21 protein-coding genes are annotated in these 20,898 nt (G+C 60.8%); 6 read left to right on the plus strand and 15 right to left on the minus strand.

Annotation, left to right across the window (positions count from 1 at the left end; genetic code table 11):
* Together EH165_RS12695 and EH165_RS12700 are read left to right on the plus strand one after the other, a co-directional pair.
* Entirely contained in the window at nucleotides 1–828 is an 828-nt protein-coding gene (locus EH165_RS12695) for an ABC transporter permease (RefSeq protein WP_124799772.1), read from the plus strand.
* A gap of 122 nt (nucleotides 829–950) precedes the next feature.
* The gene (locus EH165_RS12700; protein WP_124799773.1) at nucleotides 951–1,544 is read left to right on the plus strand and encodes a sulfocyanin-like copper-binding protein; all 594 of its coding nucleotides are present in this window, start codon (nucleotides 951–953) and stop codon (nucleotides 1,542–1,544) included.
* 54 nt (nucleotides 1,545–1,598) lie between these two features.
* Here the strand turns inward: EH165_RS12700 and EH165_RS12705 are convergent, their stop codons facing one another.
* The 5 genes from EH165_RS12705 to EH165_RS12725 all read right to left on the minus strand — a co-directional run bounded on the left by EH165_RS12705 (nucleotide 1,599) and on the right by EH165_RS12725 (nucleotide 7,286).
* Nucleotides 1,599–3,659 carry a copper-translocating P-type ATPase gene (locus tag EH165_RS12705; RefSeq protein ID WP_124799774.1) on the minus strand — a complete coding sequence of 687 codons (2,061 nt, stop codon included), beginning with the start codon at nucleotides 3,657–3,659 and terminating at the stop codon, nucleotides 1,599–1,601.
* Nucleotides 3,660–3,784: 125 nt separating this feature from the next.
* Nucleotides 3,785–4,699, minus strand: coding sequence for a F510_1955 family glycosylhydrolase (locus EH165_RS12710; protein ID WP_206425952.1), 915 nt, complete (start codon nucleotides 4,697–4,699; stop codon nucleotides 3,785–3,787).
* A gap of 77 nt (nucleotides 4,700–4,776) precedes the next feature.
* Nucleotides 4,777–6,093 carry a L,D-transpeptidase gene (locus EH165_RS12715; protein WP_124799775.1) on the minus strand — a complete coding sequence of 439 codons (1,317 nt, stop codon included), beginning with the start codon at nucleotides 6,091–6,093 and terminating at the stop codon, nucleotides 4,777–4,779.
* Nucleotides 6,094–6,176: 83 nt separating this feature from the next.
* Complete coding sequence (locus tag EH165_RS12720; RefSeq protein WP_124799776.1) at nucleotides 6,177–6,785, minus strand: DUF305 domain-containing protein; 609 nt, start codon at nucleotides 6,783–6,785, stop codon at nucleotides 6,177–6,179.
* Nucleotides 6,786–6,878: 93 nt separating this feature from the next.
* On the minus strand, nucleotides 6,879–7,286 hold the full coding sequence (locus EH165_RS12725) for a DUF6153 family protein (protein ID WP_124799777.1): 408 nt from the start codon (nucleotides 7,284–7,286) through the stop codon (nucleotides 6,879–6,881).
* 220 nt (nucleotides 7,287–7,506) lie between these two features.
* On the opposite strand from EH165_RS12725, the gene EH165_RS12730 reads away from it, so the two are divergent.
* Nucleotides 7,507–8,763: a metal-dependent hydrolase family protein gene (locus EH165_RS12730; RefSeq protein WP_164479221.1), complete on the plus strand. Its 1,257-nt coding sequence runs from the start codon at nucleotides 7,507–7,509 to the stop codon at nucleotides 8,761–8,763.
* 108 nt (nucleotides 8,764–8,871) lie between these two features.
* Here EH165_RS12730 and EH165_RS12735 read toward each other — a convergent pair whose 3' ends face one another.
* Complete coding sequence (locus EH165_RS12735; protein ID WP_124799779.1) at nucleotides 8,872–9,864, minus strand: DUF368 domain-containing protein; 993 nt, start codon at nucleotides 9,862–9,864, stop codon at nucleotides 8,872–8,874.
* A gap of 204 nt (nucleotides 9,865–10,068) precedes the next feature.
* The gene (locus tag EH165_RS12740; RefSeq protein WP_124799780.1) at nucleotides 10,069–11,583 is read right to left on the minus strand and encodes a hypothetical protein; all 1,515 of its coding nucleotides are present in this window, start codon (nucleotides 11,581–11,583) and stop codon (nucleotides 10,069–10,071) included.
* Nucleotides 11,584–12,105: 522 nt separating this feature from the next.
* Between EH165_RS12740 and EH165_RS12745 the strand changes: the two genes are divergently transcribed.
* Entirely contained in the window at nucleotides 12,106–12,300 is a 195-nt protein-coding gene (locus tag EH165_RS12745; RefSeq protein ID WP_124799781.1) for a hypothetical protein, read from the plus strand.
* A gap of 18 nt (nucleotides 12,301–12,318) precedes the next feature.
* Here the strand turns inward: EH165_RS12745 and EH165_RS12750 are convergent, their stop codons facing one another.
* From EH165_RS12750 to EH165_RS12760, 3 genes are all read right to left on the minus strand, one after another.
* A complete protein-coding gene (locus EH165_RS12750; protein ID WP_124799782.1) occupies nucleotides 12,319–12,894 on the minus strand; it encodes a PIN domain-containing protein in 576 nt (191 codons plus the stop codon).
* 37 nt (nucleotides 12,895–12,931) lie between these two features.
* Nucleotides 12,932–13,381, minus strand: a complete 450-nt coding sequence (locus EH165_RS12755) for an excisionase family DNA-binding protein (RefSeq protein WP_124799783.1) — start codon at nucleotides 13,379–13,381, stop codon at nucleotides 12,932–12,934.
* A 438-nt stretch (nucleotides 13,382–13,819) separates the two neighbouring features.
* Complete coding sequence (locus tag EH165_RS12760) at nucleotides 13,820–14,716, minus strand: hypothetical protein (RefSeq protein ID WP_124799784.1); 897 nt, start codon at nucleotides 14,714–14,716, stop codon at nucleotides 13,820–13,822.
* A gap of 448 nt (nucleotides 14,717–15,164) precedes the next feature.
* Between EH165_RS12760 and EH165_RS12770 the strand changes: the two genes are divergently transcribed.
* The gene (locus EH165_RS12770; RefSeq protein ID WP_124799786.1) at nucleotides 15,165–15,491 is read left to right on the plus strand and encodes a hypothetical protein; all 327 of its coding nucleotides are present in this window, start codon (nucleotides 15,165–15,167) and stop codon (nucleotides 15,489–15,491) included.
* A 339-nt stretch (nucleotides 15,492–15,830) separates the two neighbouring features.
* Here EH165_RS12770 and EH165_RS12775 read toward each other — a convergent pair whose 3' ends face one another.
* Both EH165_RS12775 and EH165_RS12780 read right to left on the minus strand, forming a co-directional pair.
* Entirely contained in the window at nucleotides 15,831–16,568 is a 738-nt protein-coding gene (locus EH165_RS12775) for a prolyl oligopeptidase family serine peptidase (RefSeq protein ID WP_164479222.1), read from the minus strand.
* A 59-nt stretch (nucleotides 16,569–16,627) separates the two neighbouring features.
* Nucleotides 16,628–17,113 (minus strand): cupin domain-containing protein, encoded by a 486-nt coding sequence (locus EH165_RS12780; protein ID WP_124799788.1) that lies wholly within the window; start codon nucleotides 17,111–17,113, stop codon nucleotides 16,628–16,630.
* Nucleotides 17,114–17,219: 106 nt separating this feature from the next.
* Between EH165_RS12780 and EH165_RS16900 the strand changes: the two genes are divergently transcribed.
* Nucleotides 17,220–17,804 (plus strand): molybdopterin dinucleotide binding domain-containing protein, encoded by a 585-nt coding sequence (locus EH165_RS16900; protein WP_124799789.1) that lies wholly within the window; start codon nucleotides 17,220–17,222, stop codon nucleotides 17,802–17,804.
* Nucleotides 17,805–17,861: 57 nt separating this feature from the next.
* Here the strand turns inward: EH165_RS16900 and EH165_RS12790 are convergent, their stop codons facing one another.
* From EH165_RS12790 to EH165_RS12800, 3 genes are all read right to left on the minus strand, one after another.
* The gene (locus EH165_RS12790; protein WP_124799790.1) at nucleotides 17,862–18,659 is read right to left on the minus strand and encodes a hypothetical protein; all 798 of its coding nucleotides are present in this window, start codon (nucleotides 18,657–18,659) and stop codon (nucleotides 17,862–17,864) included.
* A 958-nt stretch (nucleotides 18,660–19,617) separates the two neighbouring features.
* Nucleotides 19,618–20,511 carry an IS3 family transposase gene (locus EH165_RS12795; protein ID WP_164479224.1) on the minus strand — a complete coding sequence of 298 codons (894 nt, stop codon included), beginning with the start codon at nucleotides 20,509–20,511 and terminating at the stop codon, nucleotides 19,618–19,620.
* A complete protein-coding gene (locus EH165_RS12800; protein WP_124799792.1) occupies nucleotides 20,508–20,867 on the minus strand; it encodes a transposase in 360 nt (119 codons plus the stop codon). The genes EH165_RS12795 and EH165_RS12800 overlap by 4 nt, the downstream gene beginning before the upstream one ends.
* Between the last annotated feature and the right edge of the window lie 31 nt (nucleotides 20,868–20,898).

Genomic DNA, 20,898 nt, shown 5'->3' on the forward strand with positions numbered 1-20,898 from the left:
ATGGCCACCAACACTTTGGGACTGAGTCGCCGCTTCACGCTGGGCCTGCGCATCTTCGTCATCGCCGTCGTGCTGTACCTGTACCTACCGCTCCTTTTGGTGATGGTGAACTCGCTCAACCCGTCGAAGACGTTCGCCTTCCCGCCCACGGGGGTCACCTTCAAATGGTGGTCGGCGGCGTGGAACAGCGACGGCCTGCTGGAAGCGATCTGGACCAGCGTGAAAGCAGGCATCGGCGCGACGGTGATCGCGCTGCTGCTGGGGACCGCCACGGCGTTCGCGGTGCAGCGCTACAAGTTCTTCGGGCGCAGCACGATCAGTTTCCTAGTGGTGCTGCCCATCGCCCTGCCCGGAATCGTCACGGGTATCGCGCTCAACGCTGCGTTCCGAAATGTGCTGGGGCCCTTTGGGATTGGCCTGGGCCTCACCACCGTGATTATCGGGCATGCGACCTTCTGCGTGGTCGTGGTGTTCAACAACGTGCAGGCGCGGCTGCGAAGGATGAACGCATCCCTCACCGAAGCGTCCGGCGATCTGGGCGCCACCGGCTGGCAAACCTTCCGCCTCGTGACGTTCCCCGGCGTGCGCTCCGCGCTGCTGGCGGGCGGCCTGCTGGCCTTCGGTTTGTCGTTCGACGAAATCGTGGTCACGACCTTTACCTCCAGCCCCGACGTGCAGACCTTGCCGCTGTGGATTTTTGCCAACCTCTTCCGGCCGAACCAGGCGCCCGTGATCAACGTGGTGGCGGTCGTCCTGATCGTCGTGGCCGTACTTCCGGTGTGGCTGTCGCAGAAGGTCGGCGACGGGGCGGCGTCGGGGCGGTTCTGACGTTTTTGTTGTGGGAGTCTCGTTCTCCGGGGGCCGAAAGTCACCTACGGCGGTGATCAATGGCTGACGATGCGAGCCATTGGACAGCAGCGCTTTCGTGCCGCTGGTGTTCTGCTTGATCCATGACGCGGCCGTCGATGACTCCCACTTCTTTGTTGCTTGCGCTGGGCCTCGTGTTGGCCGGGTGCGGTGGCGGCCTTCATGGGCCCGGGATGATGGGTGCGGGCGGGGGCTCAGGTGCGAACATGATGGGTTCGAGTTCGGGCTATTCGCAGCTGTCCTGTTCGGCGCCGACTTTCCCTGCCGAACAACGGGTAGACGTGACCGTGGCGGACATGGGCATGACCTCGATGATGGGCGGCGTCGCACCCATGGGCTCCCACATGATGCTCAGCGCCAGCCCCGTGACCGTCCCGGCCGGCCAGGTCACCTTGGTGGCCTCCAATCTGGGGTGGCGTACCCACGAGCTGGTGGTCATGACACTGAGCTCGGGCGCCTCCGCTGGCCAGCGGGTCGTAGGGCCGGATGGAAAAGTCCCGGAAACAGGAAGCCTCGGGGAGGCCTCAGCTAGCTGCGCCGAAGGGTCGGGCGAAGGGATCACGTCCGGCCAGGTCGGCTGGATCACACTCACCCTGGCCCCCGGCCGTTACGAGCTGCTCTGCAACTTGCAGAACCATTACAGCAGCGGAATGTACCTCGAATTCACGGTTACCTAAACAGCGGGCAGGTAAACGTCATAGGTGCCAGGCCCCTACGTCAACCGGAAACCACTAATTGTCCTGAGGCCTCAAGTTGAGGCGCCGGAGCAATTGGGCGTTCAGCGCCACAACAATGGTCGAGATGGACATCAAGATAGCGCCGACAGCGGGCGAGAGGATGATCCCTGCAAACGCGAGGACTCCGGCTGCCAGAGGCACCGCGATAATGTTGTAACCCGTTGCCCATACTAGGTTCTGGGTCATCTTGCGGTAGCTGGCTTTGGACAGACTGATCAGCGAAATGACAGAGCGCGGGTCGTTGGACGCCAAGACAACACCAGCAGATTCGATGGCCACATCGGCGCCGGCACCGATGGCAATGCCCACTTCGGCCCGGGCCAATGCTGGCGCGTCATTGACGCCATCGCCGACCATCGCCACCTTCAGTCCACGGTTTTGGAGTTCGACGACTGCGCCGTCCTTGTCTTTGGGGAGTACCTCGGCAAAAACCTCTTCTATTCCCAGCTTGTGAGCAACCGCGTTGGCCACTGCCTTCGAGTCGCCGGTGATCATTGCGACTCGAATTCCCCGTTGCCGTAAGCCGTCGACGGCTTGGGCTGAATCTACTCGGATGTCGTCTTCCAACGCCAAGGCGCCGACGATCTGGCCATCGCGGATCACGTGCAGTACTGTCGCGCCCCGCTCCTCCCAGACTTGGGTGGCGGTGGTCAGATCCGTTGTAGGGGTGAGGTTCTGGGCACGAAGCATGGCCGGCCCGCCCACGGCGATAACGTGTCCGTCGACGGTGGCTTGTACCCCATGACCGGTGATCGATTGGAAATCGGACGCTTGTTGGAGCTGGGCGCGGTTGCTCGCTTTACGGACAACGGCTTTGGCCAGGGGGTGCTCGCTGTCCGCCTCTGCCGCAGCAGACAGTGCGAGCACATCATCTTGGGTGAGGTCGGTCGAGGTCGCGACCACATCGGTGACAGTGGGCTGTCCTTTGGTGAGGGTGCCGGTCTTATCGAAAAGCACCACGTCGATGGTGCGCATCCGTTCGAGCGCGAGCCTGCTCTTGACGAGAATGCCTGCACTGGCAGCTCTCTCGGTCGAGATCGCGATTACTAGCGGGATTGCCAAGCCCAGAGCGTGGGGGCAGGCGATGACTAAGACGGTGACAGTCCGAGTGACGGCATCTGCGAAGGAGCCGAAGATCGACCAGGCGACGAACGTGAGGACGCCCGCGACGGTGGCGAAATAAAATAATAGTGCGGCGGCCCGGTCGGCAAGTGCCTGCGCACGCGATGTGGACTGCTGCGCCTCCGCCACCAATCGCTGAATGCCCGCGAGCGCCGTCTCCTCACCCGTCGCGGTAATCCTGACCCTGACGGAATTGTCGGTGGCAACCGTGCCGGCGACTACCGAGTCGCCGACAGTGCGCTGTACCGGGCGGGATTCTCCGGTGATCATCGCTTCGTCTATTTCAGCGGTTCCAGTTTCTATCGTCCCATCAGCGGGGATCCGAGCCCCTGAACGAACCAGGACGACGTCGCCGACTATCAGCTCACCCAAGGGCACTTCAATAGTTTCGTCCCCCACGACTTTCTCGGCAGAATCCGGCAACAGGGCGGCCAGCGCGTCAAGGGCTCCGGAGGCCGCACCGAGTGCTCGCATTTCCAACCAATGTCCCAGCAGCATGATGACGACAAGCAGCGCCAGTTCCCACCAGAAGTCGAGCTCGAAACCCCCAATTCCTAGCGTGGTGACCCATGACGCGACGAAGGCAACCGTGATCGCCATGCTGATGAGCAGCATCATGGCGGGTCGCCGTGACCGAATCTCCGCCCATCCGCCAGTCAGGAATGGTTGACCGCCGTAGAAGAATATGGCGGTCCCGAGGATGGGAGCCACCCAGGCTGCACCCGGGAAGTTGATGGGCGTGTAGCCCAAAAGGTGGGCGAACATATCGCTGAAAATTACGACCGGTACAGCCAACGCCAGCGAGAACCAGAATCTGTCTCTGAACTGGGCAGCGTGATCGCCGTGACCGCCGTGCCCTCCGTGGTTACCGTACCCGCCGCTCTTGGATTTCATGGCGTCGTGATCGTGCTGATGCTCGTTGGTCGGATTCATGAGCCAGCTCCTCAACTGTTGTCCTTCGATACCCCTAGGGGGTACACAAAGTGAAGCACTCTCGACGCAGCATTTATTCCGAGACGAGCCTTAGTTCACTCAGGTGGATTACGTGACGAAGAATGTCACCGGCTGGCCAGCGGAGCGAAGCTGAAGCCATCGTCGGTAGATTCCAGCAGGTCGGTGCCGGTGGCGACGAGGATCCGGAGTTTGCCGTTCGTCTCCATTTTGGCCGTGATGGCCTGCGGCGCGGTGTTCACCGAGCCGCGGGTTTGCCAGGTGGCGCCGTCATCGCCGCTCACAGTGAGTTCGCCCGCGGCCGTGACACCGGCGAAAACACCCGTGGATGCCCAGTCCAACAACATGATCGGTGGGGTGCCGGCAAGAGAGGTCCACGTGCGGCCAGCGTCTTCCGACCGTATTACCGTGCCACCCGTTGCGGCTAGAACCACGCTTCCGTCCTCCGACGAGGTGAGCGACGAGGGTGCGGCACCCATGTCCGCACGTGGCTCCCAGGTTCCGCCATCCGCGGTGGATTTTAACGCCCCGTCGAATCCGATGATCCCGGCGCTGGACGCGGCAAGAAGATGGAAATCCGATTGGCCTTGCAGCGACAAGGGTGTCCAGGTCTGACCGGCGTCGACGGATTCGAGCAGGCCTACCGGGTTAGGCAGTTCGGTGCCCGGACCGGGGTGCCCGGACGAATAGAAGTGGTCGGGGCCGGCGATGCTGAAGCCCATCAGATCAATGGTGGGGCCGACCTTTTCGGGGCCGGAGGCGCCGTACCGGAACAGCCCTTGGTGCGTGGCCAGGTAGACCTTCTCGTCACCTGGATTAATGGCCACCGCATGGACGTGGTCGCTGGGGAGGTTATTGACGGCGACCTGCGCGGCGGGTGACGCCGGTGTCGGTGTCGGTGTCGGTGTCGAGCAGCCTGTCACTAGCAGCGCGGCCACGACTGCGGCCGCGACGCGAAATCCTTTGTGGGTCAACCGGTTGAGGGTGTGCTCATTGCGGCGAAGTATTGGGTCGTGCGTCATATTCGTCATCCTTTTTCTTTGAAAATGTTGACTGTCGAGTTCAGGCGTTGAGGCGCTCGGCCTCGGGTGAAGTGGTGTCATAGCGCTGAGAAGGTCCGCCACTGCTGGTAGCTGTAGGTCCAGTCGAAAATATCGCCGTCGGCGGGGCTCAGTTGCGTGCTGGTGCCCGAGACTTCAACCGGGTCCCCGTAAAGGGCATTGTCGTAGAAGTCCTTGGCGTCGGCGGGACTCATGTTTACGCATCCGTGCGAAACGTTCTCGATCCCCAAAGATGCTGTCACAGCTGCATTCTCGTGGATGAACTCGCCGTTATTGCTGATCCGCACAGCCCAGTTGGCTTTGAACCCGCAGTAGCCGTACTTAGGGTTGCACATTTCGAATACGTCGAACTTCTCCTGCACCACGTGGACGCCGCTGCGCGTTTCAAGCTCCGGGTCCTCGGTGCTGCGCCCATAGGACACCGGGTAGTTCTTGGATTCCACCCCGTCCACATTCACGACGAGACGGAAGGTGTTGACATCGGCGATGGTGATCTGGGATCTACCGATGGTGAAATTGCGGGCCAAATCCTCCCTGCCCCACGCCCCGCCGCCCAGGTTGACCCCGTATAGATCCGCTGTGACCGTGACGTTCGTGTTGCCGGGCCAGTACTCCTCCGGGCGGAAGTGCGCCCTGGATTGGAAGGTTCCAGTGCCCTGGATGTCCTCTTCCTGCAGCCACGCCCAGGACCCCTCGATGTCGTCCTTGTCGGTGACGACCTTGAAAGTTCGCTCTGCAGCGGCCTTGTCGGCGACAGTGCCGGCGAAAGTCACGATGATCGGTACCGCCACCCCGTACACGCCGCCTTCGATGAGTTGGAACGAAGCCCGCTGGGTATCCGCTGGGGCGACTGTCGAATACGTGCCCGTGATCGGAGCTTCGACGCCGTCCCGGCCGGTGGCCTTGCCGCTGACCTCGTAGGTGGTGGCGTAGGACATCCGCTCAGTCAATGTCCACGTCGAACCGTCCGGACTGATTTGCCCGGTCAGCGCCGCTTGATCGGTGTCCGACGTCACCGCCAACGCGGTAATAGAGGCGTTGAAGACGGTAATCGTCACCGCGGTAACTGGCGCCAAGTCGGCTGAGCCGAAAGAAGGCATCGACACGATATTGAGACCGGGCTCCACTGACGGCGTGGTCCCGGCTGTCTCGGCTTCCGTGCCGGGCGCGGTGGTCGTCGAGGATTCATCCCGTGCGGCAGCCGGTGCCAGCGTGGCAGTTTCGGTGACAATCACATCCGATGGGGCGGTGCAGGCACTCACGACTAGCCCGGCTGTCACCATCACGGAAATGCCCCACCAGCGCTGACGTCTCAGGGAAAAACGTTGACTGAATTCTGTGGTTTTGATCTTCACTACACACTTCCGTCCTTCGGGACGGCGAATACCGCACCACGGTGTTTCATTTCCGGGTGCGATGCTCCACCGGCGGGGCTGCCCTACTTCAAAAGGGCTGCCATCGCATCGATTTCGATCTGCTGGGCGGTGATGATGTTGGTTGCCAAATCCTTGGCCTGGGGGTTGGAGCCGGCTGCCAATTCGGCCTTGGCCATCAGAATCGCTCCGTCGTGGTGCGCCGTCATCATCGTCAGCCACATTTTGTCGAACTCTCCACCCGACGTGCCCATCAAAGTAGTCATGTCGGCTTCGCTCATCATGCCCATGTCATGGCCCATCTCATGGCCAGGAGGTTTCTGACCCCAGGTGTCCAGGAATCCCAGCATCAGGTCGACTTCGGGTTGCTGGGCGCTCTGAATCTGCGCCGCCAATGCGGCCACCTCGGGTGACGCGCCGCTGCCCGGAACCATTTCGGCCATCTCCACCGCCTGAATGTGGTGCGGGATCATGTCCGTGGCAAAAACGATATCGGCGTCGTTGTACTCACTGGAAATGCTTGGTAGCACTGGATCAGCCGCCGACACCATCGATGTCATGGCCCCCATACCCTGGGAACCATCGGATGAGGTGGCCGCTGTAGTAGTTCCACATGCGCCAAGTAGGAGGGCGGCTGCAGCGGCCACTCCGGTCAACAAATATTTAGTATCCATCGGGAAAGCTCCTTCAGTACAACGGTTGTGAATGCGCAAGTCCCGACTGAATGCGGGCATGCGGAAAATCCTGTGCACGAAATGGGCACGGGTTCACAGACGCAGAACTGAAAGTTTCTCTAGAGACAGGTGGGACCACGGTGGGGCACGGCCTTGCATACGGCCAGCCATCGCCGGACGAACAAATACGGTGATCGCATCTCGGACCAACCGGCCATAAAGCATCAATACCAGGGTGGCACCGACCGCGGCAAGTATCGACATGCAGATATGCAGCGCCGAATGGTCAGAACACCCAGAGGAATCGCACTGCTGCTCTGGGCTCGTCGAGCCGCCATGATGATCCGGCGCCTGCGCCGAATGCGAGACGCCCGCAGCGGACGCGCCGCTAGTTGCCGGCTCCACCACCAATGAGTGCATCAGGAGGACCCCGGCCAACACACCCACCACCATGACCACGCGCATCAGCCACACGGCAGCGCGGGAGGACGAGGTGATCACTTACCTCACCTTACTCAGGGAAGGCGTCCGCCGTTCGGGAAACTGGAAGCTTGGACTAGCGTCGATTCCGCCAGCGACACTCATCACTCGCAGAAGGACCGTCATCCATGTCTCACACCAGTTCGGTCACCGTCGGAGCCAGCCCGGCGGGTATGGGTGGGTCACCTGTGTCGGTTTCGGCTGTGCTGTGGGTGTCTGCGTTGTTTTTGGTGGTGCCTTCATGACGGACCTGGTACTCCGGGGCGCCGCGATCATGGACGAACTCGGGGGCTTCACCTCACCCTCGGATGTGCACGTCCGCGACGGCGTTGTGGTTGCAACGGGATCGAATATCGTCGCTCCCGCTGGCGCCGAACAGATCGACTGCGCCGACTTGTGGCTGATGCCCGGGGTTTTCGATTGCCACACCCACGTCGCTTGGTCCAGTTTCAATGAGCATGAATTGCTCAAGACCCCGCTCTCGTACCGAAATCTCGAAACCGGCGTCAACGCGCGAAAGACGTTCGAGGCTGGTGTCACTTTTGTGAGGGACGCTGGCATCGCGGATGCGGGTATTCGCGACGCCATCCGCGACGGCGTGATTGTTGGCCCACGGATGCAGGTGTCGATCCTGCCGATCTCGCAAACCGGCGGCCATTCAGACGGATTCCTGATCGGGCCAGGTTTCGAACTGTCCGTCGAATACGGGGCGCCCGACTACCCCGGCCGCCCGCCGTTTCTCGTGGATGGTGTCGACGAGATGCGCAAGGCGGTGCGGCTGATGATCCGCTCCGGCGCCGACGTGATCAAGATCTGCACCACCGGCGGGGTCTTCGAAGGTGAAGCGGCAGTGGAAATCTGCGAACTCAGCGAGGACGAAGTGCAGACCGCCGTATTCGAGGCAACCAAGGCCAAGAAGTTTGTGATGGCCCACGCCATCGGTGGACCCGGGCTCGACATCGCGCTTGCAGCAGGTGTTCGCTCCATTGAACACGGGGTGTTGATGACGGAGCAGCAGGCGGCGGCGATGGCTGCTGCGGGGACGTATTTGGTTCCTACCTTGGCCATTTATCAAGAGGTGGCGACGTTCGCCGACAACGGGACCCTGCCCGCCGCGGTTGCGTCCAGCGCGTGGGCGCTCCGCGAACGTCTCGGCGAGGCCGTTCGGATAGCGAAGGCGCACGGCATTCCGATTGCCCTGGGCAGCGACTTCGGATCCAGGGACCAACACGGTCGCAACCTGATCGAGATCGATTGGCTGCACCAAGCTGGGCTCACCGTGGAGGAATCACTGCTTGCCGCGACGTCGGTGGGCGCGGAACTCTGCGGGGTTTCCGGCCGCTACGGGCGCATCGCCCCAGGGCATGTGTTTGACGCACTTCTCTTGCGGCGAGACCCCAGCAACACCAGTATCTTTCGGGATTCTGATTATGCCGCTGCGGTGTTTAAGGGCGGGCTTGCGCACGTGGTGGATTCTGCTGAGATGGCGGGGCGGTGAGTCGCTGGCGGGGTGGGCCGCCCGAATTTCGCTCTCTGCCCTGCTGGCTATCGTCTTTCAGGGGGCCTCGTGCCAGCCCGCAGCGCGCTAGTACCGGCAGCGCTAACGCTAAGCCTGGTCGGCGGCATCGGGGACAGGGTCGCTCTCAATGTCGGCCGTGAGAAGCCGGCGGGCCACCAGCCGGTGCTCGACGATGATGAGCACGATGACGAGTGCCGCGCCGGCAAAGAACAGAGCGGCGACCAGCGCTACGTCGCTCGACGGCGCGAGCATCTCGTTCGAGGCGCCCTGCCACGGCCACAGTGCGCGGAGCGAGCCGAGCATCAGGCCGGTCATGATTACGAGGGTCACCCGGTGGCGGTGAGCCAGCAGCCACTGAAGCCCGGACACGAACACCCCGAGTCCGAGCATTGCACCCACCATGAAAGCCCCGAGGTAGCCGAGGTTGCGGTCGTTGACGGCCGCGAGGGTCGGCGCGTAGAGGCCGACGGTTAGCAGCAGGAATGATCCGGACACGCCGGGCAGTACGAGTGCGCAGATGGCGAACGCCCCAGCGACCGCGACAAGTAATAAGGACGGGCTGATCTCGCCCGCTCGGGGCAGCCCGGTGAGGACGAACGTGAGCGCGGCCGCGGTGAGCGCCAGCAGGATCTCGCGCGGACGCCAGTGTGCACCGGCCATGCGGATCGGCACCACCAGGGACGCGGCGATCAGCCCGGCGAACACGGCGCGGGTGCCGACGGGATGTTCCTCTAGGAGCGGCGCAAGGAGCTTCGCCCCGACGAGGATGGCCGCGAGCATCCCGAACCCGATGGGGAGCACGACGCCCCAGCGCACGGAGCGGAAGTGAGCGAAGGCGCGGGCGCGCCCTCGCCCGCGGAGCCCGTCAGCCACCAGCAACGCGACGCCCCGCGCCAGATGTCCGGCGCTGTCGATGAGGTGGCCGTACACGCCGACGATGAGAGCGATAGTGCCGCCGCTGACGCCGGGCACGATCTCGGCGGCGCCGATCAGTGCGCCGCGGATGACGTCGGCTATGGTTCGCACGGCTGCGCGAGCCTTGCTCTTTTCGGTAGACGCCTCGGCGGTGGGTGCAGTCATCGTCGGGCCTTTCGGTGGGAGCGGGGTCGCCATGCGGGATTTGCGTGGCTGCTGGCCTGGCCCATTTGGTCGCCGGGGCCCGTGGCTTAGTTTCTCATGTAGACCCCAATGACACTTCCGCCCTGCGATTCGATCCAACGTCTGCGCCCGGTGAACACCTTTATCTCGTGGGCCAAGTGATGTCGGTGAAAGCTGAGGGTGCGGTCATCCTGCTGTGGCAGTGAACTCAATCGCTGGCGCCGAAACGCTGCCCGCAACGTTGGCCTTTAGATCCGCGTTCCACGACATGTAATTGAGCACTGTGGCGAACGAGCCGGTGATCGCCTTGGTGGTGTCGGGCACGAGGTAGGACGCGACGAGCGCATCCATATTTTTAGATTTGTGCGCCGGCGTGTATTTCTTTTCATCGGCGGTGATCACCCAATTGTCTGTGGAGTAGTTATCCACTTCTGCAAAATCCTGTTTCACGATCACCTGCACCCACCTTTGTCCGGGCGGCGCCCAACCCTGGTTGGGGTCGTAAGCGCTGAAGGTGACGGTCTTGACCTGAGCCTCGTACCTGAGATTGGCAGTGCTGCCGTATTCCTTGGGCAGCGACTGGACGAAGGTCGGCTGAGACGCACCGACTGCTTGGCTACGTTTGGCGAGGTAGAAGGTCTGAGCCTGAGGGTTGTCATCCCGGGTGGCAGTGTCGACTGTGAGCGTTTGTTCGAGCCCTGCGATCGAGACTCCGATCTGCGCCGGAGCGCCGTCTTTCACCGAGGCGACGAAAGTGTTCCCGGTGTCGCCCGCTTTTAGCTCATCGGTGATGTCTGTCCTCAGTCCGTCGTCAATGAAGGTATATGTCGCTTTGGGCAGGTCCGGTGGGCTGTAACCGTAGGTGTCGATCACGGGCTGATCAGGGCTCGGCCACCCCGATTTGAGCTTCAGCGTGAAAACAACGAAACGATGTCCGGGCGCTGGATCAGTAGGCCGGTCAATCGCAGCAGAGGAAACATCGATCGGTTTCACCGCATCGACACTGGCGACTTCGCTGACTTGGGTGAGCGAGACGGTTCCAGACGGAGTTATCAAGACGGACGTGTTCGGGTCGATAGTTACAGACTTCGATAGCTTTTTCCCGGACAGGTTGAAAGACCCCAATAACGCCGAGTCGGCCCGCGGGTGCGCCGGCGCAGGGATTGCGTCTGCGCCTGCCTCTGGCACTGCGCCGTCGGGTCGATAGAGTTTGCCCGCCGGGCGAGTAGCGCTTCCGGCAACCTTGTCTGCAGACACGATGGAAGGTCCTCGTGGTTTGGTGTTGCCGCCCGGCGCCTCGTCCGAGGCGGGGGCGTCGAGAGTCGGGCCGTCGGATCCCAACTTGACCGAGTAGATGTCCCACACGGACCCGTCATCGGTGCCAGCCCGCCGAACTGGGCCGCATGCGGCCTGTCGGTTGAACACTTCAGTCACTTTGTCGAGTATGTAATAGCACTGCGCGCCATCTCCAACAACGGCGTCCTCAGGGTCCTCGATTCCTGTTACACCCCGCCATTTCACATCAAGCTCCGCCAGATATTCCGCTGCGTTGGTGATTGGCTGGCTGCCATCCCTCATTGGCCCGAGAGACTCGGATTGCGACTCGGCGGTGAGACCGGCAACACCCGACTCCCCGTTGGTGCACGCGCCCAGCACCAGTGATGCGGCAAGAGCCAGAAAAACACGGTTGGTTCGGATCATGTGCGTTCCCCAGGGTCGGTGCAATGGTCAGTTCGGTGTGGATCGATGGATAGCCTGAATTGTGGCGAGCATCCTTGTCACCTAGTTCAGTGATGAATGCCCCTAAAATACGTTGAAATACTCTTGAATAATGAAATTCGGGATGACACTACCACGGATAATCAACAGTCTGAGTTCACCGTCACTCGAATGCGCGTATGGACCAACGGAGTGTAACGGTGCTGGGATTCCGACTGCTGTTGCGGCCAAGGGAGCGGGAAACTGGCGCAGTTGTCGTAGACATCGGGTCGTGCTCATTTGGGTCGACACAGCCTCTACGAAGGTGACGGCCAATGGAAGAACCGAGGAACTGCCAAGCTGGACTTGCTCAGACCACCGACACGCGCAATGACTAACTACGGCAGGGGCGATTGTGACGCGCGTGCCCCGCGAAAAACTGCGTGCGCTGGAGCCAACTAGCCGCCGCAAGGCCTTCATGACTGTGGCGATCAGTGGTGATGGCGCTTAATCGTGGGCAGATGCGTGAGAAATCTGTTGGTGGACGGCGCCGATGGGCACGGAGTGGGCGCTGCGTCCACCAATCCGTTCACCGGGCCGTCCCAGGCCTTCTCGCGCGGTGCGGCAGCACTTCTGGGGTGGCTAAAACAACAGGAAACATGGGACAAACTCACCGAAGATATCGTTGGGGATATTCAGGGCGGTGCAATCTCCGGTTGAGACCAAGATCGTTAGCTCTCAAACTAGTGACTGGAGGTGTTGCCGTACCCGCTCGGCGAAATCGTTGCAGCCTGCCTTGCGCAGGGCATTGGGGAGATTCGCGCTGCCGTCTTTGGCCAGCCAGTACTTTTGCTGTTCAACGGTTACGCGGCGGACAAGGTCTGGTGACGCGTCGTCAACTAGGACGAAGAACTGATCCGGCTTATAGATTTCATAGGGCAGCTCTGCGGCTTCGACGCCATCAGGCCCTGCAAATCCCGCGTCGTCTGTGAGGAGGATGTTGGCGTGGCAGGTTGCGGCCGCTGCGTGTACGTGTCGATCGTTGGGATCGTTGCCCTGATAAGACGTGTCATCCGAAAAGTCGTCGACACGACCGCCTTCGAACGTTCCGCGAATACTGTCATTGATTTTAGTGATTTCAAGACCTGACCATTCAGGGTGAGCCCGGCGCAGACGGTAGATCGTTTCGGCGAGGATGTCTTCCGTCCAGTGAACGCTGAACAGCAGTTCTCCCTCGAGATACAACAGGCAGAGCCAGTCTCGCAGCGTGCGAGAGTAGAGCACATTGGCATCTACGAGAACCCTATTCGGCATGGTGGCTGATTACTTGTAGCACCCTGTCACCATGCTGTCAGTCGAGTTCGTCTTCCATTGCACGAAGCGCCTCGAACGCAGCACGGCGTCTAGCTAGGCGATCCTTGCGAAAGAGCATCACATCGGCGCTTCGCAGACGGGTATGCGAACCCACCTTGCGAGCCTCAATCTCACCGCGATCGATCATCTTCATCAACGTCGGCCGGGACACTCCAAGTTGTTCTGCTGCGGTAGAAGTAGTGAGCTCGTCCGGCATGGACCCGACGGTCACTGTTCCTCCTCTTGCGATGACAGTAAGAACCTGCGCAATGATGGCAGACAGCTCCCGCGGAATCTCTACCAGATCATCTCCTCGGGATCGATTCATGCTCAGCTGTAGGGATGTATTGGTGCTCAGATGGTCTACGACCTGCTTTGCCTGGTCTAGCTCGACAGCAGAAGCTGCAAGCAGCTCGCGGTCACGAGTGCTGGCAAGGATGGTCGACATGATGGCTCCTTAAGGACTCTGGTGTTGCACTTGCAAGTATGCACTCTTGCAGTTGTAAGTGCAAGGGTGCGACGAGACCCGTCAATAATGCCCGATGGTGGTTTCGGTGCTTCGCGTAGGAATGACTGCGAAATCGCTGACCCTGAAGGTACGGAAATGTGAGTTGTCGACGGGGTCACGGGTTGAAATCACCAACGGGTATGCGCAGGATGTCCGTGGCCATGGTGTCCATGGCTATGAGACAGTCCCCGGTGCCGAAGAGATATGGAACGAAGAGCTGGGGCGTGTCTTGAATTGCTTTGGGAGACACTGCCTACTTATTGCTGGAGGAGGTCGTGTCATCCACGGTCGCGGTGGGATGAAGGCGGCGACCGAGATCAACTGGAACAAGGGCAGTCGGGAACTGTCTGGGTGTGGCGAAGGGGATCGACTAAGCGTCTAATCGGAGGTCGCTGGGCGGGCGACGTCAGCGCGCCCCCACATCCACCAGAGCCCACACACTGCTGCAGCAAGGAGCGGCGCCAGCTTGTCGCCATCAGAGTTCATTCCGCCGTGCGCAGAGTTATTTCTGTAGTCGGCAAGACCAGATAGCAACTCCCGAATTTCGGGAGTCAATGACGGTCTGCCTTGTGCGAGAGCTACTGCCTCCAGCAACACCAGCCGTTGCTCCGGCCCGAACGGCGTGATCTTTTTGTGCCGCTTGACCCCTTCGAGAATGGGGGCGGTCTGTTCTTTCGAAGCAACCTCGACCGCAGAATTGGCGTCCAGGGCTGCGCGCTTCCAGTCTCGATCAGCGAAGGCGACCATCGCACTTTGCAGTAACTCGTGGGAGACACTGGCCGAATCAGCTGGCGCCCATGGGATGCTCAGCGACAAGGTTGCCCGCGTCCAAGGATTCCGCTCTCTCCCTCCGAGCGTAGATACGACGATGTACACGTCGTCTTCAAAATTAGGCGGCGCACCCAGGGATTGGGACGGTATCGCCAAAACGAGCGGATGCTCGTAGGGGGTAGCCACAATCCGAAGCGCACGAGATCCTTCAGGAACGCCAGCGAGTGTCAGGTTCACGGGGAATGGGCTGTCGCTGGCTGTAATCGTCAGGTGCGAAATACTCTGACCGCCGCCAGCCAGCCGAATGGGGTGCCATAGATCAGATGGCGTGGCTAAAATCTTCAGGATCGCGTCCCACGCGGTGTGGCCTGTCGTGCACACAGGGCAGGCCCATGCTTCACCTGTCGCTGCGTACCAGGCCAGCTGGTCAACCGTGCCAGACTCGTTCAATCCGGTGCAGCACTGAACTCCACGGGTTACAGAGAGAGCAGTAGGTGTTGTCACAGCGCGACACTAACAACTGGTCTTCGAGTGGGTGGCACAGCTCTTTGCCTAAGCGAGGAAGTCCTCGGCTTAATTCCGCGTGCCCCAAATGATGCTGGGGGGCGGGTCGGCTCCCTTCATCGAGTTCACCAGAAGTCAGATTGACGGCGCGGCCTGCAATCAGACGTTGGTGCCAAAATGTGACAACCTCGTCATCCACGTCGTGGGATGATAACTGCGTGTCATATTGGAGAAAGCACCAGAAGAAGGAACTGGAGCTCCTCCTACAAAAGTTCGATGACGCGGGCTGGACGATCGAGGACCCGCTAAAATACTACTCAGTCAAGTGCCCATGCGGCGATCATCGCCGCTGGATACATTTGACTCCGAGCGGCAATAATTATGCCAAGGATGCATTGGGGTGGCTCGAACGCCAGCCATGTCATCCTTCGAAGAGGAAGGAACAGTCGTGAGACAAGTAAGTTTTCACGGTGAGTTTCGCCTGATAGGGCTGTCCCGCGATCAGATGCCCACGGTGGCAGAAGCGATCATGGAAGAGATGTTGAAACTGGAAGAGTCGGGCACTGGGTTGTTCGATTCCGCAGTGTCTGTGGATGTAGGGAAGTTTCTCGTTGAGATCGAAACCATCGCTTCGGCTACGGACTTTGATGTCGCAACAGCTATAATTCGGTCATCGGTGCGGTCGGCGTTCCATGCAACGGGCGGTCACACTGCCGGGTGGGATGATGTCGTGATCGAACAACAGCGCGACAACATGAAACTCCTCAGCGCCTAACGCAACTCAGCATTGCTCCCGCGTGCGGGGCAGGCGGGAGCAATTTCACTACCTCACGATAAACGCCCCATCGTCGCCGTCACTCGCAAATTCGCGGCAACGAGAGGGGCCCCCGAGGGCTTGCGCACGTGGTGGATCCTGCTGAGATGGCGAAGAGGTGAGTCGCCGGCGGGGTGTGCGCCCAAGGTGTGCACCATCGCCGCAGATCATCGCTTTAGAGTTGGTTTCGCGGGGAATTGTTGTATTTCGGGGCGCGGTTGCGCGGATCGGATAGGTGCCGTTCACACCGCTTTCCACCCTCACCAGTTCCTCTGGATCCTGACGCCGCAATTCTCGGACTCAGGAGGCAGTGATCGCTGCGATCCAGGTGAGCGCGTCAGACCAGTGGACGGCTGCGGGATCAATGGCGTCCCGATGGCTTAGCTGCTCGTATTCGATCAACTCTGCGCGCGAGACCTGTGGCTGGGCCACGGCCATGAAGTCCCGGGAATGCGAAATCGGAACGCGGTCGTCATTGATTCCATGCAGGATCAACAGGGGCGTGTCGCTCAGTGGCTGCTGTGTGGGCGAGGCCTCGCGGTACAGGGATGGGGCCAGCTCGGGTGAGGCGCCGAAGTACTCCAACGCGGCGTCCTCCCCCAGCTTCTCGCGGTAAGTCCGCCCGACATCCGTCACCGGTGCCAAAGCCACGACTCCGTCCGTAAGTTCGGCGGTGAGCAACGCCAGCTGGCCGCCTACCGAGTGCCCTACGGAAATACGCGGCCCACCAACACTTTTGGCTCGCGCGTAGTCCCTGACCAGCACCAGTGCCGCGCGGATATCGACAAGCGGGGCAGGCCAGGGATTTGAGCGCCCGCGCCGATATTCAATATTGGCCGTCATCCAACCGTTCTCCCGGAGCGAGCCGGCCAGCGGGTCCATCAAGGAGGCGTCGTAGCGCGAACGCCAGTACCCACCGTGGATGAGGGCCACCACCCCGCGCGGCACTCGGCCCGAATCTGGCCAGCCGAAAGAAACCTGCTGATCTTCGTCGCTACCGTACGCCAATTCTTCGGTCGCAGAGGAGGGTGAGGGCACGGGACGCATCTTCTCGGAAGTAGGTTGGCGGTGGCGCTGGGCGCCACCGCTGGGGACCCCTAAGCTCCTGGGACCGTTCCCGGTGCCAAGAAATCGACGCCGCGCAACGCCGAGAGTCGAACTACTTCGTCGGGGTCGGAGAGGTTATGAAGTTCGCTGAACAATGTCGCGAGTTGTCCTGACGGGCTGACCCAAAACAACGATTTCGCCGGGGCTTCCTGCTTGTTGTAATAAGCATGTGGCAATCCCATTGGCAGACGCACAGTGTCGCCCGGACCGGCGGTTGTCCACTCTCCGTCGAGGTAGAGAGTGTAAACGCCCTCCATCACGTAGATGTGCTCGTCCTGCTTGGGGTGGACGTGCGGGGGGACACCGGTGCCCGCAGGGTCCAGCGAGAGCCACGCAAAAGAAGTTGAGCTTTCCACTTTCGACAAATAGGTGTGCCCTAGAACATTCCAAGTCCTGTTGCCCATCGCCTCGCTGGCGAGAGTAATACCTTTGGGCAAATCGCCCAGGATAATTTCTTCACCCTGTTGGATCTCCATAGTCGCTCCTCTTCACCTGCTCAATGGGTGACGCCAGCATGGCAGACCCCAAATCGACACACAAGAGTTGGTGCGTTCGGGACCGAATGCATCTGGCAGGTGCCCGATGCCGACAGCGCGCGGGAGCACATATTGTTCGGCGAATATCGGGCTGATCCGGTATCGCACCGGCTTTGGACGCCGGGTGGACGCAACCAGGCGTCCTCGCCCGTGGTTGCTGGATTTGGCTACGAGACCGCCCGGGGCCCCCCACCTGGCTCGAACCAGAGGAGTGGCTGGGATCGCTCGTGGCCACACGGTTCCCGCTGCACCTCATCGCGGACCAGCCCCAGGCCATTTGAGTAGCCAGATGGATATGGGTGAACCCAGTAGGGCGCACAAGGTCGCCGGCCGGGAGCGAATTCGGATTCACCCCGAAAACGCAGCGGAGGGAGGCTTGGCAGACGGGGACGTGGTTCGGGTATCCCACAGCAAAGGGGAATGCCTCGCGGGTGTGCTGGTCACCGCGAATATCCGGCGGGATGTGGTGGAGCTTCCTACCGGGGCCTGGTTTGACCCGCAGATCGTTGACGGGACCGAATCGGCGTCCACGGAAACCCCCTGTGCTCACCACGGACCAAAGCACTTCCCGGCTCGCCCAAGGGTGCTCCGGAGCACACGCCCTCGTTCAGGTCTTGCTTCTGGAAACTGACCCGCCGCCTATGGTTCGCGCGTTCGAGCCACCAGTAGCAGCGGCCAGGTAAATGCCTTAGCCGACGACCCACTTCACCGGGTTTTCGTAATAGGGGCCGTCATACCCGCCTGTCCAGGTCAAGCCGGCGATCTTTTCAGTCTCACTCACTTTCCATACAGAACAGGTGGTGTATGAGTCACCAAGAACATAACCATCGTTGTAGAAGGCGGGCAGACAGCCGACGCGCTCGCCGTACCCGCCCGCGTTCAAGACCATCTCGCCCAGGTCGGTGACTGGTCGTATGTCGGACTCCAAGTTGGCGTAAGCAAAGGCGAGCGCTCCCTCCTCTTGTTTGATGGTCACCGTCACGTACCACGGAACCAGCCCTACGACGCTGGTGGAATCGACTCCCAATTCGAACCAGTCTTCAACGGTGCCCTGAACGATCTTGAAATCGGTGTAGGTGAAAATACCCGCGTCACCAGCGAACTCGCTCCGCAGCGTGGCGGTATCGGTCAGGCTCAGGGTCGCGCCCGGTTGAGTCTGGCCTTCGCCTCCCTTGGGCGGGACTCCGGAGCCGTCATCCGATGGAGAGCTTGTGGGGGTTCCTGAGTTGGGCTCGTCGGACGGGGGTGTCTCAGATGACGAGGGGTCGGTACTCGAAGATTCAGTAGCGGGAGATTGGCTAGTCGGCGCCGCCGGCGAGGAGATGGTTCCCGGGCTCGTGGCGCCGCCCTCGGTGCTGGTATTTCCAGACACTTCGCTACCGCAGGCGGAAGCGGTGAGCAGGGCTACTGCAGTCATGGCGACCCAGACGCGCCGAGCGGAGCGCTGCTTGGCTGCTGTCCACCGGATTGTTGCTGGACTTGTCATGTCGCTGTCTCCTCTTCGCGGCAGGCATATTGTTTTGGGCGACGCGCAACCCAGTTGAGCGGCACACAGAGCCGTGCTTATGCCGGTGGTCCTGCTAGCTGCTTGAATCTATCCCCCACTACGTGACGAATACCATCCTTGAGGACAAATCGGACATAGGAATTTGGTGTGGCGATCCTTGTGCCTCCAAATGAAAATCCCCGCCTCCGTCTGTTCAGCGGGATGGGATTCGAGTGGCTGGCTTCGAGTGGCTGGGGTTGGAGTGGCAGCGATGCCAACATAGGAGTTGCTGTAGCTCTCGCTCCGTTCGAGCGGGGCGACCTAGGCGCAACCACACTCTGGCCCGGCATTGCTTGAGGTTTCCCCGTATCGCGCTGTGGTGCCCCCGGCAGAATTCGAACCTGCGACCAGAGCGATAACTTTTGGCACCTTCTGCAGTCATCAATACTTCTTGATAGATGTTACCCTGCAACCGTTCTCAGGGTTTCGACATCTGTCGAGATCTGCTGATATCTCGTGTGTTCTCGGGGTTTCCGGGGAGTAAATGGGGAGTGTTTCGGGGGCTCTACAGATGACGAAAGCCCTGCCGGAGTGGGAGCCGTGCCCGGCGCGACCTCCCGCGGTTGCTCGGACGGGTTCGGGGGTGGAGGTGGTTGCCTTTCTGGGGTTGCGTTGAAGCCTTGGTCTGAATTCTTGGTTTCGGGTGGTTGATCAGCGAAGACTTCAACAAATCAAGAATTCAATATTGCCTTCACGCGCGGGAGCAGTACCCATGCTGCGAATTGCTTCGCGTTAGTGCGGTGACCAACAGGACGGCGTCAGCTGAGCAAAGATTAACCGGGCCACCGCCATAACCGACGAGTGGACTTTTGATATGGGGCTCATAGCCCCGGGACGCCGCAATCACCACACGCGCCCCAAAACAACCGAGTGAGGTTCCCCCGTGGGAGTGGACGGTTTAGGCGGCCTGGTTGGCCTGGGTGCACACTATCTCGTAGTTGATTGGACTCAGGTAGCCGATGGCTGAGTGCCGTCGTTGGTGGTTGTAGAACCGGACCCAGTCGGTCACTGCGGCGGTCAGCTCGGCTTTGGTGATGAAGGTGTGGCGGTAGTAGTACTCGTGTTTGAAAGTTGACCACAGGCTTTCCGCTCCGGCGTTGTCCCAACAAATGCCGGTGTCACCCATCGACCTTGACAGCCCCAGTTGGGTTGCCGTGTCGGCGACAAGTGTTGATGTGTATTGACTTCCGCGGTCGGAGTGAAAAATTGTTCCTGTCACTTTCTGGTCCCGAACTGCGGCGGCAGCTATCAGGCAGTCGGCGACGAGGTCAGCTCGCATGTGGTCTGCGACTTTGAAACCCAGGATCCGTTTGGTGTGTTCATCTTTCACCGCACAGAAGTAAAGATCACCTTCACCGCAGGTCAGGTAGGTGATATCCGATGTCCATACTGTGTCGGGTCGGCCTTGGTTGAACACCCGGTCCACCAAATCCGGGGGGAATGAGGCGTTCGGGTCGACGATTGTAGTGCGAGTCTTGAACGTCCTCGGGCTGATCCCGGCGATACCAATACTGGCCATCATCAGCGCCACTGTTTTCTCCGTGATCAGCTCACCCCTGGCGCGCAGCTCAGCGGTGACCCGAGGCGATCCGTAAGTCCCTTTCGACTCCCTGTGGATCGCTAAAACCTTCGCCTGCCGATCCAAGCGGACCTGGGCCACCTCGGTGGAAATCGTTGCGGTGCAACGCTTCTTCCAGGTGTAGTAACCGGCCTTGGACACCGGGAGGTTTCGGGTCATAACTTCCACCGGGTGGTTGGCGCACTGTGCTGCGATCAACTCAAAGAACCTCACTTTGGTTGTGTCGCGGCAAAGTACGCCGATACTTTTTTCAGGAAACTGAGGTCTTTCTCCTGCTCAACGACCTGCCGTCGCAGCCGGATCAGTTCGGTGCGTTCCGCGCCGTCCAACGGCGCCTCACCCAACGAAGTGGCCGCCGCCATCCGGACCCGTTCCTCCTTCACCCAACGGCCCAGTAACTGCTCAGAAACGGCGAGTTCCCTCGCTGTCTCGGCGATGGTGCGACCGGAATCAATGACCCGATGCGCGGCCTCCACCCTGTACTCCGCGGTGAAAACCCGACGTGAATTCGACATATTGACATCCTCCCAGCAGGCCCGAAGGCCCGCTAGATCGATGTCCACTCCCACGGGGGAACCTCAGAGGACCTCAAAGTCTCGA

It is taken from the genome of Nakamurella antarctica, assembly GCF_003860405.1.
Classification (GTDB): Bacteria; Actinomycetota; Actinomycetes; order Mycobacteriales; family Nakamurellaceae; genus Nakamurella; species Nakamurella antarctica.

Excerpts from the sequence above, each read along its gene's own strand:
- EH165_RS12695 (WP_124799772.1), top strand. The coding sequence starts at position 1 with ATGGCCACCAACACTTTGGGACTGAGTCGCCGCTTCACGCTGGGCCTG.
- EH165_RS12700 (WP_124799773.1), top strand. The coding sequence starts at position 951 with ATGACGCGGCCGTCGATGACTCCCACTTCTTTGTTGCTTGCGCTGGGC.
- EH165_RS12705 (WP_124799774.1), bottom strand. The coding sequence starts at position 3,659 with ATGAATCCGACCAACGAGCATCAGCACGATCACGACGCCATGAAATCC.
- EH165_RS12710 (WP_206425952.1), bottom strand. The coding sequence starts at position 4,699 with ATGACGCACGACCCAATACTTCGCCGCAATGAGCACACCCTCAACCGG.
- EH165_RS12720 (WP_124799776.1), bottom strand. The coding sequence starts at position 6,785 with ATGGATACTAAATATTTGTTGACCGGAGTGGCCGCTGCAGCCGCCCTC.
- EH165_RS12730 (WP_164479221.1), top strand. The coding sequence starts at position 7,507 with ATGACGGACCTGGTACTCCGGGGCGCCGCGATCATGGACGAACTCGGG.
- EH165_RS12735 (WP_124799779.1), bottom strand. The coding sequence starts at position 9,864 with ATGACTGCACCCACCGCCGAGGCGTCTACCGAAAAGAGCAAGGCTCGC.
- EH165_RS12740 (WP_124799780.1), bottom strand. The coding sequence starts at position 11,583 with ATGATCCGAACCAACCGTGTTTTTCTGGCTCTTGCCGCATCACTGGTG.
- EH165_RS12750 (WP_124799782.1), bottom strand. The coding sequence starts at position 12,894 with ATGCCGAATAGGGTTCTCGTAGATGCCAATGTGCTCTACTCTCGCACG.
- EH165_RS12755 (WP_124799783.1), bottom strand. The coding sequence starts at position 13,381 with ATGTCGACCATCCTTGCCAGCACTCGTGACCGCGAGCTGCTTGCAGCT.
- EH165_RS12780 (WP_124799788.1), bottom strand. The coding sequence starts at position 17,113 with ATGGAGATCCAACAGGGTGAAGAAATTATCCTGGGCGATTTGCCCAAA.
- EH165_RS16900 (WP_124799789.1), top strand. The coding sequence starts at position 17,220 with ATGCCGACAGCGCGCGGGAGCACATATTGTTCGGCGAATATCGGGCTG.
- EH165_RS12790 (WP_124799790.1), bottom strand. The coding sequence starts at position 18,659 with ATGACAAGTCCAGCAACAATCCGGTGGACAGCAGCCAAGCAGCGCTCC.